This window comes from Oceanobacillus zhaokaii (assembly GCF_003352005.1).
In the GTDB taxonomy this organism is placed as follows: Bacteria; Bacillota; Bacilli; order Bacillales; family Amphibacillaceae; genus Oceanobacillus; species Oceanobacillus zhaokaii.
The window spans coordinates 2,186,691-2,201,365 of record NZ_CP024848.1 but is presented as its reverse complement, the minus strand read 5'-3'; the positions used below and the strand labels follow the sequence as shown (position 1 = coordinate 2,201,365).

The 14,675-nt window shown below is 35.3% G+C and carries 15 protein-coding genes and 1 riboswitch; of the genes, 5 read left to right on the top strand and 10 right to left on the bottom strand.

Features of this window, described 5'->3' with window-relative positions:
* Window positions 1–77: 77 nt before the first annotated feature.
* Genes CUC15_RS11245 through comGA form a run of 7 tightly spaced genes read right to left on the bottom strand, consistent with a single transcriptional unit; the run spans window position 78 to window position 3,985 of the window.
* A complete protein-coding gene (locus CUC15_RS11245) occupies window positions 78–488 on the bottom strand; it encodes a hypothetical protein (RefSeq protein ID WP_162800305.1) in 411 nt (136 codons plus the stop codon).
* On the bottom strand, window positions 481–939 hold the full coding sequence (locus tag CUC15_RS11240; protein WP_114916745.1) for a ComGF family competence protein: 459 nt from the start codon (window positions 937–939) through the stop codon (window positions 481–483). The genes CUC15_RS11245 and CUC15_RS11240 overlap by 8 nt, the downstream gene beginning before the upstream one ends.
* Complete coding sequence (locus CUC15_RS11235) at window positions 887–1,225, bottom strand: prepilin-type N-terminal cleavage/methylation domain-containing protein (RefSeq protein ID WP_162800304.1); 339 nt, start codon at window positions 1,223–1,225, stop codon at window positions 887–889. The genes CUC15_RS11240 and CUC15_RS11235 overlap by 53 nt, the downstream gene beginning before the upstream one ends.
* Complete coding sequence (comGD, locus tag CUC15_RS11230) at window positions 1,215–1,670, bottom strand: competence type IV pilus minor pilin ComGD (RefSeq protein ID WP_114916743.1); 456 nt, start codon at window positions 1,668–1,670, stop codon at window positions 1,215–1,217. The genes CUC15_RS11235 and comGD overlap by 11 nt, the downstream gene beginning before the upstream one ends.
* Window positions 1,648–1,947: a competence type IV pilus major pilin ComGC gene (gene comGC, locus CUC15_RS11225; RefSeq protein WP_114916742.1), complete on the bottom strand. Its 300-nt coding sequence runs from the start codon at window positions 1,945–1,947 to the stop codon at window positions 1,648–1,650. The genes comGD and comGC overlap by 23 nt, the downstream gene beginning before the upstream one ends.
* A 15-nt stretch (window positions 1,948–1,962) precedes the next feature.
* Window positions 1,963–3,015: a type II secretion system F family protein gene (locus CUC15_RS11220; protein WP_114916741.1), complete on the bottom strand. Its 1,053-nt coding sequence runs from the start codon at window positions 3,013–3,015 to the stop codon at window positions 1,963–1,965.
* Complete coding sequence (gene comGA, locus CUC15_RS11215; protein WP_114916740.1) at window positions 2,978–3,985, bottom strand: competence type IV pilus ATPase ComGA; 1,008 nt, start codon at window positions 3,983–3,985, stop codon at window positions 2,978–2,980. The genes CUC15_RS11220 and comGA overlap by 38 nt, the downstream gene beginning before the upstream one ends.
* Window positions 3,986–4,151: 166 nt before the next feature.
* Here comGA and CUC15_RS11210 point away from each other — a divergent pair, with 166 nt between their 5' ends.
* Window positions 4,152–4,328 (top strand): YqzE family protein, encoded by a 177-nt coding sequence (locus tag CUC15_RS11210; protein ID WP_114916739.1) that lies wholly within the window; start codon window positions 4,152–4,154, stop codon window positions 4,326–4,328.
* Window positions 4,329–4,391: 63 nt separating this feature from the next.
* On the opposite strand, the gene CUC15_RS11205 is transcribed toward CUC15_RS11210, so the two are convergent.
* Complete coding sequence (locus CUC15_RS11205; protein WP_114916738.1) at window positions 4,392–5,162, bottom strand: YqhG family protein; 771 nt, start codon at window positions 5,160–5,162, stop codon at window positions 4,392–4,394.
* Window positions 5,149–6,807, bottom strand: coding sequence for a DEAD/DEAH box helicase (locus tag CUC15_RS11200; protein WP_114916737.1), 1,659 nt, complete (start codon window positions 6,805–6,807; stop codon window positions 5,149–5,151). Before CUC15_RS11200 ends, CUC15_RS11205 begins: the two co-directional genes overlap by 14 nt.
* A gap of 131 nt (window positions 6,808–6,938) precedes the next feature.
* A riboswitch (glycine riboswitch) is annotated at window positions 6,939–7,028 on the top strand.
* 178 nt (window positions 7,029–7,206) lie between these two features.
* Between CUC15_RS11200 and gcvT the strand changes: the two genes are divergently transcribed.
* The 3 genes from gcvT to gcvPB are packed head-to-tail and all read left to right on the top strand — an operon-like array spanning window position 7,207 to window position 11,138.
* On the top strand, window positions 7,207–8,322 hold the full coding sequence (gene gcvT / locus CUC15_RS11195; protein WP_114916736.1) for a glycine cleavage system aminomethyltransferase GcvT: 1,116 nt from the start codon (window positions 7,207–7,209) through the stop codon (window positions 8,320–8,322).
* A 13-nt stretch (window positions 8,323–8,335) separates the two neighbouring features.
* Window positions 8,336–9,685 carry an aminomethyl-transferring glycine dehydrogenase subunit GcvPA gene (gcvPA, locus tag CUC15_RS11190; RefSeq protein WP_114916735.1) on the top strand — a complete coding sequence of 450 codons (1,350 nt, stop codon included), beginning with the start codon at window positions 8,336–8,338 and terminating at the stop codon, window positions 9,683–9,685.
* On the top strand, window positions 9,678–11,138 hold the full coding sequence (gene gcvPB, locus CUC15_RS11185; protein WP_114916734.1) for an aminomethyl-transferring glycine dehydrogenase subunit GcvPB: 1,461 nt from the start codon (window positions 9,678–9,680) through the stop codon (window positions 11,136–11,138). Before gcvPA ends, gcvPB begins: the two co-directional genes overlap by 8 nt.
* A 129-nt stretch (window positions 11,139–11,267) precedes the next feature.
* Here gcvPB and CUC15_RS11180 read toward each other — a convergent pair whose 3' ends face one another.
* Complete coding sequence (locus tag CUC15_RS11180; protein WP_114916733.1) at window positions 11,268–11,639, bottom strand: rhodanese-like domain-containing protein; 372 nt, start codon at window positions 11,637–11,639, stop codon at window positions 11,268–11,270.
* Between the two features lie 371 nt (window positions 11,640–12,010).
* On the opposite strand from CUC15_RS11180, the gene CUC15_RS11175 reads away from it, so the two are divergent.
* Window positions 12,011–14,572, top strand: coding sequence for a vitamin B12-dependent ribonucleotide reductase (locus CUC15_RS11175; RefSeq protein WP_114916732.1), 2,562 nt, complete (start codon window positions 12,011–12,013; stop codon window positions 14,570–14,572).
* Window positions 14,573–14,675 lie beyond the last annotated feature (103 nt).

Below are 14,675 nucleotides of genomic sequence, written 5' to 3'. Positions count from 1 at the left end.
GCAAATGTCTTCTTCTATTGGTACGTAAATACTATTTGTTTTTTCCAACCGATGTGAAATATGCCAAGTATAATAATTTATTGATGAATCGGCTTTTCTTGAATGGAAGGATAGTCTTCATTTCGTAAGTTAGGATGGTTGTCACTAGTAGTCAATGTATTAATAATAGTGTAGCGATGATTATTATTTGTTGTAATTGAGACATTTAGCTCATGTGTTTGATTTTCGCTTCTAATAATTGCAATTTTCGCCTTCCCATCAGGAAAATGGTAGGTTGTTTCTGAGCTAGGTAATCCATGTTTCTGAACCTCCTGCTTAAACTGTTCTCGCTGCATTTGAAATAATGTTTCAATCTTGACTTGTTCAATTTGATTTTCAGTAAGCTGAAGATCATTTCGATACATCGCTATATTTGTAGTTACGATAATATATACAATCGCAATAATAAATAAAACATATGGCAAGAAAAAACCTTTCTCGTTATTCATAAAAGACAATCCTTTTTTCATACGTATTTCCTTGCAAAGTGGAAATCCTAATTGTGATTCCATAAGGGTCATCAATGAATATGAGTTCTTTTACATCGAACAGAAATATTTCATGGCCAGTACCATCTACTTGTCTGCGAATAAGCTTCTCATATTGTTCAATTGTTACAAGTGCTGGTTTATTATTTATTTTTTGGTTTAATTGGAGTATGCCGTCTACGACTAAGCTATCAGTAGATTTTATTACTTCGTCTCGGACAAATTGGAAACATTGATAAACAGATATTTGTTCATAATTTGATTGGTTCGTTGCAGAATGTAACAAATAACCAGTGAATGGCAAGGTGATGGAAAGGATTGTAATTGTTAATAACATTGAAACAAAGGTAAAACCACGTTCATGTTTTATATATTCCAAATAAACAAATGTTTTCTCTTCGTTCTCTAACATTTTTCCAACTTACACACCCCTCAATATATTCATTCTCTGTTGTAAAGCGAAATACTGCTTGTTTCTGATTGACTTCTTTTATATGCTCTATTGGCAATCGCAATGGACTTCCCCATATGAATGGCTGCATTTCATCATGCAAGGTGTGAGTCATCATTCTTCGGTCACTTAGTATTTGTTGTTCTTTCTCTAACGTTGAAACTATTGGAACAACAGTAGTAATTACGGAGAAGAGAATTGCTGAAGCAATGATAACTTCGAACAATGTGAAACCATTAGCCTTCACTGATGTAAAACCTCCCTTTTCCAAGAGGGAAAACTAATAGGTATTTCTTTTCTCCTACTATGATATCGATCGTTCTCGGGTTGATAATGGAACCATTTTTATTAAATTTGATACTATCATAATTCTTTCTATCGATTTTAAATCCGGGAGGATAATTTCTTGTTGCAAAAGCAGGGTTCATGCCTTGTAAAATACTGTAACGATCATTGTAGAAACGGATACTAAAAGAATCATCTGCAGTGGTGCTCAAGTTTTGAATCATTAAAATATCATATTCTAGCTGCTCAATAAATTTTGTAGATTGTACTTTCTCGAGATTATTGTTATTTATCGGTACAATTAGCAAAAGCATTACAGACATGATGGACAGAACCATTAGCATTTCCAGTAGTGTGAATCCTTTAAAATTACTTATAAGTGATTTATTGGACGCTAACTTTTCCATTTGTTACTCTCAATCCATTACCGTTAGGACATTCCTTTTGATTTTCGGTAATGTAATTTGGTGTTAAATCATCAATACTAGTTGCTGCTGTTCCAGTTTCAATTGAATATGCATCTGCTTGGGACTGAACAAGGGCTACAAGGGCCTCACATCCTGTATCATTTACAACTGCGCTTCGATCGCCTAAATTTGGCACAATCAAAATGATTAAGACAGTGATGATCATTAGTACAATTAACATTTCTATTAATGTAAAGCCACGGTTATTATTTAGCATTATAATTAGCTCCTTTTATATTGTATTTATTAATTCAAACATCGGCCACATCAGTGTTATATAGATGAAGACGATAAAAAGTGCTAGTAAAATAAAGAAAACTGGTTGTAAAAATGTGATTGTTTTCATTAATTTATCTTCAATATCTTCCATTAGCAGATCACCATAAACCGATAAATCCTTTTCTAAAGCATTAATATCTGCATTCTTTTGAAATATAGAGACTAGCTGTTCCTCGAATAATGTGAATTGTGAGAGGAGATACGTAATATGTAACCCTCTTGATAATTCATCTCTAATTAAAATAGCGTAATAGGTAATGATCGGTATTTTTTGCTGAGTGGCCATATGCTGCAGGATTTCTTTGAAGGGCATACCAGTTTTTAGTAGAGAACTAAAGTGAACTGCAAAAAAATAGGAGGTTTGGGCTTTGATGAAGCTTCGGTAAATTGGGATCGATTGATAAATTTTAATTTGCTGTTCAATGGGAATTCGGTGTTTCATTATGTGCCATGATGGGATTGCAGTGATTCCAACTATACCTGTTACAATCAATCCTGTCATGAAAAAATCAATAAGAAAGATTGAAATAACAATGATGGAAGATGCGCTGGAATTTGATTGAAACATCTCCATAAAGGAAGGGAGGACGGACTGTTTGATAAAAAGGAGCAGCAATGAAAAGATAATAAATAATATTAAAGGATATCTTGCCATTTTTTGAAATTTCTTCGTATAATTGACCCGCTGTTGAAACATTTCCATACATTTCAATATGCTTCCTTGTAAATCACCATTCGCCTGTACAAAATATAAGTAGTTGGTAATACTCTGATGAAACATTGCTTTTTCAAACGCTTGATCGATTGTCAAGCTGTTTTTCAAGGAATTGATTATTTGCGTTGCTATTGGAAGCAAACTTTTATCCCACTTCAGTGTTTCCATCGCTTCTAATAATGGATAGCCACTTTCTAATAAGCGATGCAATCGTTTGAGGAAGCGAAGCTGAATTTCCTTAGGAAGTTTTTTCTTATGGTTTTTGAAAGGTATCCTCAGAGATAAATCCATACGCAAAAGCCTTCTTTCTTAAATGATCAAATGATTGAAACGAACTGGATTTCCTTATATCAACTCCCTTCAGTGCATCTTTTAGCAGTAGTTCGTCTAGTAGTTCGAGTACTGCAGCCCGCTTTACATGGGGTTTAGTAATTATTGGTAATAACTGGATTGATGCTATTGCAATAAGTGTTTGCTCTAAGTAAATTTGTTCGATTCCCATTTCTTGTAAACGATGAATGGTTCCAAAAGCATCTTTAGCATGCAATGTACTCAATACAAGATGCCCTGTGAGTGCGGCTTCAAACGCAAATTGTGCCGTATACTTATCGCGTATTTCCCCAATCATTAGAATGTCTGGGTCATGTCTAAGCGCTGCTTTCAATCCAGTTTGATACGTAATTCCAGCCTTTTCATTAACTTGTACTTGCAAAATATCATCCATTTCTTTTTCAATTGGATCTTCTAAAGTGATTGTTTGATATGATTCCTCTTGAAGAATATCCTGTAATAAAGCATACATTGTTGTCGTTTTTCCACTTCCTGTTGGCCCAGTTAGTAAGATTAAGCCTGCACGTTTAGAAATCCATTTTTTTAGCTTTTTAAATTGCGTAGGGAATAGAAATAAATTTTCCAGTGCTACATTTTCTGTTTGGGGGAGGATTCGTACAGCAAGGCTTTCCATGTGGTTGACAGGTAGGGTAGATAATCGTAAGGAATAAAGGTTGGACTTTTCATAATGCGCTATCTTTCCGTTTTGTGGTTTGCGGCTTTCACCAATATCCATTCCGGAAGTAAATTTATAAAATGTTAATAAAAGTTGGTATTGCTCTGTATTAATTTGCTTGTAAAGTGTTCGTTTTCCATGAATGCGGAAGTAAATATCGGTTTTTTTAGGAAATGGATAGAAGTGAAGGTCTGTTGCATGATGTTCAATCGCAGCTTGAAGTAGTCGCTTGGATAGTGTTGAGGCGGGATTCAAGTAGTGTCACCTCCTTGATTTTATTTCACTATGAATACTTATTCGACATATTTTTATTATCTCCTTCTTTTTTAAAAAAATATTTGCAGAAAAAGCAAGAATATTATTTACCCTTTTGTAAATACTAGAGAAGTAGGTTTAATGAGTGATTACATGAGGTGTTTAAGTGAAAAGTAATGATTATGTAAAGTTTATGACACAACAATTAGTAACCTATATGGAATTACCCTCAGAGGAAAGAAAAAAACGTAAATTAGAACAAAAGAATCCATCCATCTACGCAAATCGCTGGTTAGGTGTTTTGCCATTTGCATTGAGGGTTATGAGAAAAAAAGCGGAATAGCAGTAATAAGCTGCTAATTCCGCTTTTTTTACAAAGCTATCAATTATAATCTAACGACTCCATTCATTCACTCAAATAAAAAATTCCTCCATTAATAACATGGCATGTAATATTCGGTTTATATCGCTCCTTGATTTCGTTCCGTTCTTTCTCCATTTGCTCATTTTCTTCTAATTCTTCATAGAAATGATCTAAAGTTTCCAATTCCTCGTTCAATGCAATTATTGATTCCTTTGCCCAGTCCTTTGGTTGATCTTCAAGGTAATTTAGTACAAGTGATTCAATCCGTAAATAACCACTTTTTAATTTAATCAGTGGGGAGATTGTAAAACAATAATCAGAAATCATTGACTGTAAGGGAATCGACTCAAGGTAATTCATCATATCTAATCTCATTTTTCCATTTACTAATTGTAGTCCGATCGAGAGGACGTCGTCTTTTTTTTGTTTACCTCGATAACTAATTTTTATGTTTAATACTAGCCAAGGATATAGTGGGGTATTTTTACTCGTATCAATTGTTTGAAACAATTTCGTAAAACGTTCATTTTCTTGTAAATGATTCATAATTTGTTGTAATCGTGGGCTGCCAAAATGAATCCAGTCTCCTTTTTCAGTACGTTTCTCCGGATTTGTAATTAAGGTTAGCTGAAAAGGCTGGCCAGTATTTCCCATTTTTTTTACATAGTGCCAATAAAAAGGGCGATTCATTAATGCGAGATCCATTTCTTCCGTTAATTGGATTGTTAAAATTCCATCTCTATTATCCAAAATCTCACAACTATGAGCAATAAAATAATTCTGCAAGAAATGATTTAAGTTAGTTATAGCCATAATGTTGCTCCTCACTTTGGGAGTGGTCGATTGTATCTTTAAGAATACTTGATAAATTATCTAATTTAATTTTTGCCTCTCCAGAAGAAGTTGAGTCTTCATAAATCTTAGTTATTTCTTTCTCTAAATTCGAAAGGTTTAATTCAGACAAAATAGCGTCCAAGTTTCCGATTACCTGTTCAAAAAGATTAATTTTTTCATATAATAACGTCATAATATGTTCTTCAATCGTATTTTTGATTGCGAAATTATAGATTACTACATCTTGATTTTGACCATAACGATGTATTCTGCCAATTCGTTGCTCTAATCGCATCGGATTCCATGGCAAATCATAATTAATCAAATGATGACAAAATTGGAGGTTAATTCCTTCACCACCAGCTTCTGTTGCGATTAATACTTGCGCATGATTTTTAAATAATTGTCGCATCCAGTCTTTTTTTCCGCGTTTAAATCCTCCGCGAAAAGGAACTGAAGTGATACCATGCTGCTGTAAATACCACTGAAGATAATGCTGTGTCGCACGGTATTCAGTAAAGATAATGATCTTTTCATCGCCAATCTTTTTGATCAATTCTACTGCCTTCATGGCTTTCACATGATGTGGCAAAAGTTCTATTTTTGATGTTAAGGTTTCAATGTGACTATTTTTTGAATCACTGTCTCCAATTTTTTTCAATGACATATAGCATGCTTCACGCGAAGAGCAAATTTCTCTTAAAAAAGTAATCTTAGAAAATGTTGAATGAGATGACATGCTGGAATCTAAATATTCATAGAAGTCTTGTTCTTCCTTTGTAAAATCGATCCAAATCGGTTGGATATTTCGCTTCGTTTCTTGAAGGTCCGTATTGATTCTTGTGTTTCGAATCATCACTTTCTGAATTAATTGCTTCAAATATTGATCATCTTTGACTTTATTTCGGTCTTTTCCATATCTCTCTAAAAATGATTTATAGTTTCCAAGATGTCCTGGCTTTAGAATGGAAATCAAGTTGAAAATCTCAATTAATCTGTTTTGTACAGGTGTTGCAGTAAGTAATAAACAATATTTTTTCTTTAACGCACGAACAAATTCGTAGTTCTTGGTTTTGTGGTTTTTTAGTTTATGTGCTTCGTCAATTAAAATGAAATCATATTCAATTTCTAGTATTTCTTCTCGATGTGGCGATCGTTTCGCTGTATCAATTGATGAGATAATAATATTGTTATCCCAATGATAATTCTTTCGATGTGCAACTGCTGGAATATAGAATTTTTCATTGAGCTCTTGAACCCACTGACTTACTAAAGAGGCTGGAACTAGAATTAATGCATTTTTCACCATTCCTTTAATCATATATTCCTTTAATATTAATCCTGCTTCAATGGTTTTCCCTAATCCAACTTCATCAGCGAGTATTGCCCTGCCATTCATAGTTTCTACAACTTGCTCCGCTGCCTTTAATTGATGATCCAGGAAGGTAATATGTGGTAAATGTTCTGGTGCACGAAGCCCCGTAAATGAAGGTGATATCCTTGTTAATTCTGCTTCATATGCCATTGAAAACAATTCCCATGAAGATAGGGCATCGTTTTTCTCCAATTTTTCTTCTAGTTTATCAATAAATGCAGAATCTTTCGTAACATGAATAGAATCCATATGATACATCCTTTACTTTAAAATAAAATTTGGATTTTGCTATACCAATCCGAAAAATTATGATATTATTCAATTGAGTTAAGGTATACGTATGCATAGTATAACCAAATATCATAAATTCATTTTAGCGGATGATTACAAGGGGAGAGCTTACGAATAGCGTAACGCCGACGGAGCAAGTGAAGAGCGAATCTCTCAGGCAAAAAGACTCTTGTAGGACGCAACTCTGGAGAGAGTTTACGATTAACGTAAACCACCTACGAAGCAAGTATTGATATCGTTCTATTTTCATATGATATCAATATGCAACTTTCTGGTAGAAGGACAGAGATTTCTTTAATTTAAAGAAATCTCTATTTTTATGCATTTTTTCATCATTTTAATCAAAGGAGTGGGAGAATGAGTGAATTAAAGCAAACACCTATATTTTCTGAATACGAAAAATATGGTGCAAAAACAATTGATTTTGGTGGCTGGGATCTTCCCGTACAATTTTCAAGTATTAAACATGAACATGAAGTAACAAGAACCAAAGCTGGATTATTTGACGTATCACATATGGGTGAAATACTTGTAAAAGGACCAAAAAGCCTAGAGTATTTACAGCATATGACTACCAATGACGTGGCTAAGCTTTCGCCAAAACGCATTCAGTATACATTTATGTGCTATCCAGATGGTGGTACAGTTGACGACTTCGTTGTTTACATGATTAATGACGAAGAGTACTTATTAGTAGTGAATGCAGCCAATACAGAAAAAGACTATGATTGGCTAGTTAAGAACAATCAATATAGTGATGAAGAACTAACGATTGACAATGTATCGAAAGATTATGCGCAACTTGCTTTACAAGGCCCACTTTCTGAAGAAATATTACAGGAATTAACAGATACTGACCTTAAAGAGATAAAATTCTTTCGTTTCGAAGAGAATGTAGCTCTATCATCAATTGATAAGCCTGCAATTGTGTCGCGTACAGGCTATACAGGAGAAGATGGTTTCGAAATTTATATTAATCCTTCCGAAGGCCCTAAACTTTGGAATTTAATCTTAGAGACTGGTAAAGAAAAGGGATTAGAGCCAATTGGACTAGGTGCTAGGGATACGCTTCGTTTCGAAGCAAATTTGGCATTATATGGTCAAGAGCTTTCGAAAGATATTTCACCGATAGAAGCGGGACTCGGTTTTGCAGTAAAAATTAATAAAGAGACAGATTTTATTGGCAAATCAATATTAAAGGAACAGGTTGAAAATGGAGTAAAAAGAAAACTAGTTGGCATTGAAATGATTGATAAAGGTATTCCAAGACATGGTTACACAGTGTTTAAAAACCAGGAGGAAATAGGTTTCATAACTTCTGGTACACAATCGCCAACATTAGAGAAAAACCTTGGATTAGCAATAATACAAACAGAATTTGCTGAAGAAGGTACCGAATTAACGATTCAAGTGCGTAAAAGAGAATTGCGTGCAGTTGTTGTAAAAACACCATTTTATAAGCGTCAAAAATAGGGGGAGAAGAGCTATGGATTTTCGTTATTTGCCGATGACAGAGGCCGACAAACAGGAAATGTTAGATAGCATCGGAGTCAAATCGACTGAAGAATTATTTTCTGACATTCCAAGTGATGTTCGATTGAAAAGGGACTTAAATCTTAAGAAACCAACAAGTGAATATCAATTGATGAAAGAGCTAACAGAACTTGCAAACAAAAATGCAAATCTAAAAGATTACCGTTCATTTTTAGGCGCTGGTGTATATGATCACTTTATTCCGTCTGTTGTTAATCATGTCATTTCACGGTCAGAGTTTTATACTGCATATACACCATACCAGCCAGAAATCTCACAAGGGGAGCTGCAAGCTATTTTTGAATTCCAAACGATGATTTCTGAATTAACAGCAATGCCGGTTGTGAATTCTTCATTATATGATGGAGGAACTGCAGTTGTTGAGTCGGTCTATTTAAGTACAACACATACGAAAAGGAAAAAAGTTCTTATTTCGAAAGCAGTACATCCAGAAACCCGTGCATTAGTTGAGACTGCAGCGAAAGGGAAAAAACTAGAGATCATTGAGCTAGATCTTCAGAATGGGCTGACAGATTTAAATCAGCTGAAAGAGGAATTAGATGAAAATACTGCAAGTGTTATTATTCAGTACCCGAATTTCTTTGGTCAGATTGAACCGTTAGATCAGATTAACAAACTCATTAAAGAACAGAAGAAAACAATGTTTATTGTTTCAAGCAATCCACTTTCCTTAGGATATTTAACGCCACCAGGGGAGCATGGGGCAGATATCGTTGTCGGTGATACCCAAGTATTTGGAATACCAGCACAATTTGGCGGTCCGCACTGTGGTTACTTTGCAACTACAGAGAAGTTAATGCGGAAAGTTCCAGGACGATTGGTTGGTCAAACGAAGGATGAAAACGGTGCTCGCGGTTTTGTACTTACACTACAAACAAGAGAACAGCATATTAAACGTGAAAAAGCAACTTCTAATATTACTTCAAACCAGGCGTTAAATGCATTGGCCAGCTCTGTTGCGATGAGTTCAATTGGTAAGAATGGGGTAAAAGAAATGGCTGTTCTTAATATGCAAAAGGCGAGGTACACGAAACAGCAATTACAAGCAGTAAATATCCCAGCAACTTTTAACGGCCCGTTTTTCAATGAATTTGTTGTTAAACTATCTAAAGCTGTTTCAACTGTAAATGATCAATTATTTGAAAAGGGCATCATTGGAGGTTATGATTTAGGGCTTGTATATCCAGAACTCCAGAACCATATGCTAATCGCTACAACAGAAATCCGTACAAAAGAAGAAATAGATGCTTTTGTTAAAGAATTGGGGGATATCAATGGCTAATCAAGACTTTCCATTCATTTTTGAAAGAAGTAAAGAAGGCAGAACGAGCTATAATTTACCCGAATTAGATGTTCCGGAAGTTAATTTGGAAGAAGAACTTGACGATTCCTATATTCGTAAAACAGCACCTAATTTACCAGAAGTAAGTGAATTAGAAATCATGCGTCATTATACAGGGTTATCCAATCGAAATTATGGGGTAGATTCAGGATTTTATCCACTAGGGTCTTGTACAATGAAGTATAACCCAAAAATAAATGAAGATGTAGCGAGACTTCCCGGATTTAGTCATGTTCACCCGTATCAAGATACGAAAACAGTACAAGGTACGATGGAAGTGTTATATGATTTACAAGTTTCATTGCAAGAAATTACTGGAATGCATGAAGTTTCATTACAGCCTGCAGCAGGAGCGCAAGGGGAATGGGCAGCTTTAATGATGATCAAAGCATTCCATGAAGCTAATGGCGATTATCACCGTACAAAGGTAATTGTTCCTGATTCAGCCCATGGTACAAATCCTGCATCCGCAGCTGTAGCTGGTTTTAAAGCTGTTACAGTGCAAACGAATGAATCGGGCTTAGTAGATATTGAGGATCTGAAACGTGTTGTTGGCGATGATACTGCAGCATTGATGTTAACAAATCCGAATACATTAGGTTTATTTGAGACAGAAATTTTAGAAATGGCGGAGATTATTCATGGTGTGGGCGGAAAGTTATATTATGATGGAGCCAACCTCAATGCGATTATGGGATATACACGTCCTGGAGATATGGGATTTGACGCTGTGCATTTAAACCTTCATAAAACCTTTACTGGCCCACATGGTGGTGGTGGCCCAGGTTCTGGTCCTATTGGTGTATCAGAAGAATTAGCGCCATTTTTACCAAAGCCAGTAATTAGTAAAAACAATGGTTTATATGAATTTGACTATAATCGACCACAGTCAATTGGCAGAGTAAAACTATACTATGGTAACTTTGGAATTTATTTACGTGCATATACGTATATTCGCACAATGGGAGCAGAAGGGCTTAAGAAAGTAAGTGAGTATGCAGTTCTAAATGCTAACTATATGATGCGAAAACTAGAAAAGGAATATGATTTACCATATAAGCAGCATTGTAAACATGAATTCGTTTTATCTGGAAAGATACAGAAGAAATTAGGAGTACGTACGTTGGATATTGCTAAACGATTATTAGACTTTAACTATCATCCACCAACTGTTTACTTCCCATTGAATGTTGAAGAAGCGATTATGATTGAACCAACTGAAACGGAATCAAAAGAAACTTTGGATGGATTTATTGATGCAATGCTTGCTATTGCAGAAGAAGCGAAGACTAATCCTGAAAAGGTACAGCAAGCGCCATATAATACGATTGTCAAACGTATGGATGAAGCAACTGCAGCAAGAAAACCAGTTTTAACATATAAGGAAAACTAAGAATCAAATTTTTGCTTCAATGAATTACTTTTTCCATGGGAAAATATAAAGGCTCCAAGGTTGATTAAACCTTAGAGCCTTTTTGATTAGCAGGCTTTTATAAAAAATTGCGTCCTACGATTTCATTAACTACTTTCGTTTAATTTTTCCGGTCCATTTCTTGAAACCACCTTTTAACTGGTAGATTTCTTGAAAGCCTTTTTTGTGTAATAAATGTGCAGCTCGCGCCGATCTTGTGCTGCCTTGGCAATAGAGATATACAGGTTTATCTTTACGCAATTCAACTAGACGTTGACGCATTTGTGTCACAGGGATATTTCTAGCACCAAGAATATGACCGCCGTCAAATTCTTGAGGCTCTCTAACGTCAATAAGCTGTGCCTTACGATATCCTTCAACGAATTGTTCCTCCGTTAATACTTTTAAGAATGTGCGTTGTCTGTAATATCTAAAAAGACCAATCGCAAGGAGTACAACTACTAAAATAATTAAAAATGCCATATTATTCCCCCGTCTTTCACATATGTTCTATTCTATTATAAACTGTTCTCTATTTTTTTCAAAGTTTATTTCATTATTTTAGAAACGAACTATTCGAAATGCGGTCAGACGTCAAGTTCTTATTCCATAAAAAATGCAAACCTTGAAAAAGTGAAATATGACTTAAAAACTATAATTTTTCTATGATTTACTGCATTGTTCTACATAAATCGTTGCTTTTTAGTTATTGACAAATAAGTTGTTTTATCCTTGAGAGACAATATATAGTAATTATTTAAAAATAAAACACAATATATTGTTTGGTTGTTACCGATTATGGTATTGTTATATTAGATATTATTAAATTATATATTTACTAGAGGAGCGATTGCATGACCATAATTGTCGAACCAAGCAATAAAATTAATATTGGTTCCTTAAATGACGACATTAAACTTTTTGAACCTGTACATCCAATTACAGAGGATATGAACATTACACATAAAGGTGTTTCCCGTCTAGTAATGCTAGACAGATATGCCTTTAAAGATACGGCAAAGAAAACCTTAAAAATAGGTGATTTTGTTGTTCTAACGGTTAAATCTGATCCTAAATTTCCTGCTAGAGGATTAGGGTTTGTTCGAACAATTGATTGGGAAAACAATATGGCAGATATTGCAGTTGATCCAGAATTTGTTTCTGTATTAGATGATGAAACGGAGGCTGCTACAGGCATTGTTAAACGGTCATTAGATGTTATTGATAAACCACTAGAGGTTTATTATGAACAAATTGCAAAGCGTAATGCAACGGGACTTGCTAGTGTTGAACAGACGAAAGAAAACCAAGAAAAATGGTTTCAGATATTCAATGAAGAACTATCCAATTTAAATTTCATCCCGGCAGGACGAGTGCTTTACGGTGCTGGAGCAAAAACCGATGTAACATATTTTAATTGCTATGTAATGCCATATGTGAAAGACTCCCGTGAAGGAATTTCCGATCACCGTAAACAGGTTATGGAAATTATGAGTCGAGGTGGTGGAGTAGGTACGAATGGTTCAACGCTACGGCCTAGAAATACTTTAGCAAGAGGTGTGAACGGAAAATCATCTGGGTCTGTTTCATGGTTGGATGATATTGCAAAACTGACTCATTTAGTGGAGCAAGGTGGTTCAAGACGTGGAGCACAAATGATAATGCTCGTAGATTCCCACCCGGACATTATTGAATTTATTATCTCTAAAATGCAAAACCCAAGAATCCTTCGCTATCTAATTGAAAACACAGAGGATAGTCAAATAAAAAAAATGGCAGAAGAAAAATTGAAATTCACACCATTAACGAGTACGGAAGCAGACCTGTATCAAGGTGTTGTAAATTATAAATCAATGCCAGGATTGGGTGGATTTCCAGAAGCTGCCATCTATGAAGCTGAAGATAAATTAAGAGCTGGTGGAACATATGCTGTACACAACCCTGAATTCTTAACTGGGGCGAATATTTCCGTATGTATTACAAAGGAATTTATGGATGCTGTTGAAAAAGATGAGTTATATGAACTGCGTTTTCCTGATGTAGAAAATTATACTGATGAAGAAATGACTGCTTATAATGAAAAATGGCATGAGGTTGGCGATGTACGTAAATGGGAAGAACTGGGATATGGTGTTAGAGTTTACCGCCGTATTAAAGCAAAAGAGTTATGGAAACTAATAAATATTTGTGCAACATACTCAGCCGAACCAGGAATTTTCTTTATCGATAATGCAAACGATATGACAAACGCAAAAGCATACGGTCAACAAGTAGTTGCGACGAATCCGTGTGGTGAACAGCCACTCGCTCCATTTTCTGTATGTAATCTTGCAGCAGTAAATCTTGCTGAGATGGCTAATAAGGAAACAAAAACAGTAGATTTTGAAAAACTTATTCAAACAGTAAAAACTGGTGTACGTATGCAAGACAATGTTATCGATGCAACACCATATTTCTTAGAAGAAAATAAGAAACAAGCACTCGGTGAGCGCAGAGTTGGCTTAGGTGTGATGGGACTTCATGATTTACTCATATATTGTGAAACAATTTATGGCTCTCAAGAAGGAAATGAGCTTGTAGATAAGATTTTTGAAACGATTGCAACAACTGCTTATCGCACATCGATTGAGCTTGCAAAGGAAAAAGGTAGCTTTCCGTTTTTAGTTGGTGACACAGATAGTGAGACAGCTGCATTACGTGAAGCATTTATTAATACGGGTTATATGAAGAAAATGCCAGGCGATATTCGAAATGATATCGTTAAATATGGCATACGTAACTCGCATTTATTAACAGTTGCTCCAACAGGAAGCACAGGAACGATGGTAGGAGTCTCTACAGGACTGGAACCATACTTCTCCTTCTCGTACTATAGAAGTGGAAGACTTGGCAAATTCATTGAAGTAAAGGCAGACATTGTTCAGGAATACTTAGACAAAAACAAAGAAGCTGATTCAGAGCAATTACCTGATTGGTTTGTTGCTTCAATGGATTTGACTCCAGAGGCGCATGCAGATACACAATGTGTTATTCAACACTGGGTTGATAGTTCTATTTCGAAAACGGTAAATGCACCTAAGGGATTCACGGTAGATCAAGTTGAAAGTGTGTACCAGCGCTTATACAATGGCGGTGCTAAGGGTGGTACCGTTTATGTAGACGGTAGCCGAGACTCTCAAGTATTAACCTTAAAAGCAGAAGAAAACACATTCGGCGAACAAACGGAATTATTCACAGACGATGAGAAGCCAAAAGTTGTTTTAATGGATACAATTCAAGAGTTAGGCAATACGAATGTAAATATCGGCAATGAAGTCGGTGACACATGCCCTGTATGTCGTGAGGGAAGTGTTGAGGATATCGGTGGTTGTAATACTTGTACAAGCTGTGGAGCACAATTAAAATGTGGTCTCTAATATTCTCTAATATATAGAAGGATAATTTTAAAAGGGCTAATCGAGTCGATTAGCTCTTTTTCATTACTTGTTAAACATACATTATTAAGGTATCCTTAAATAT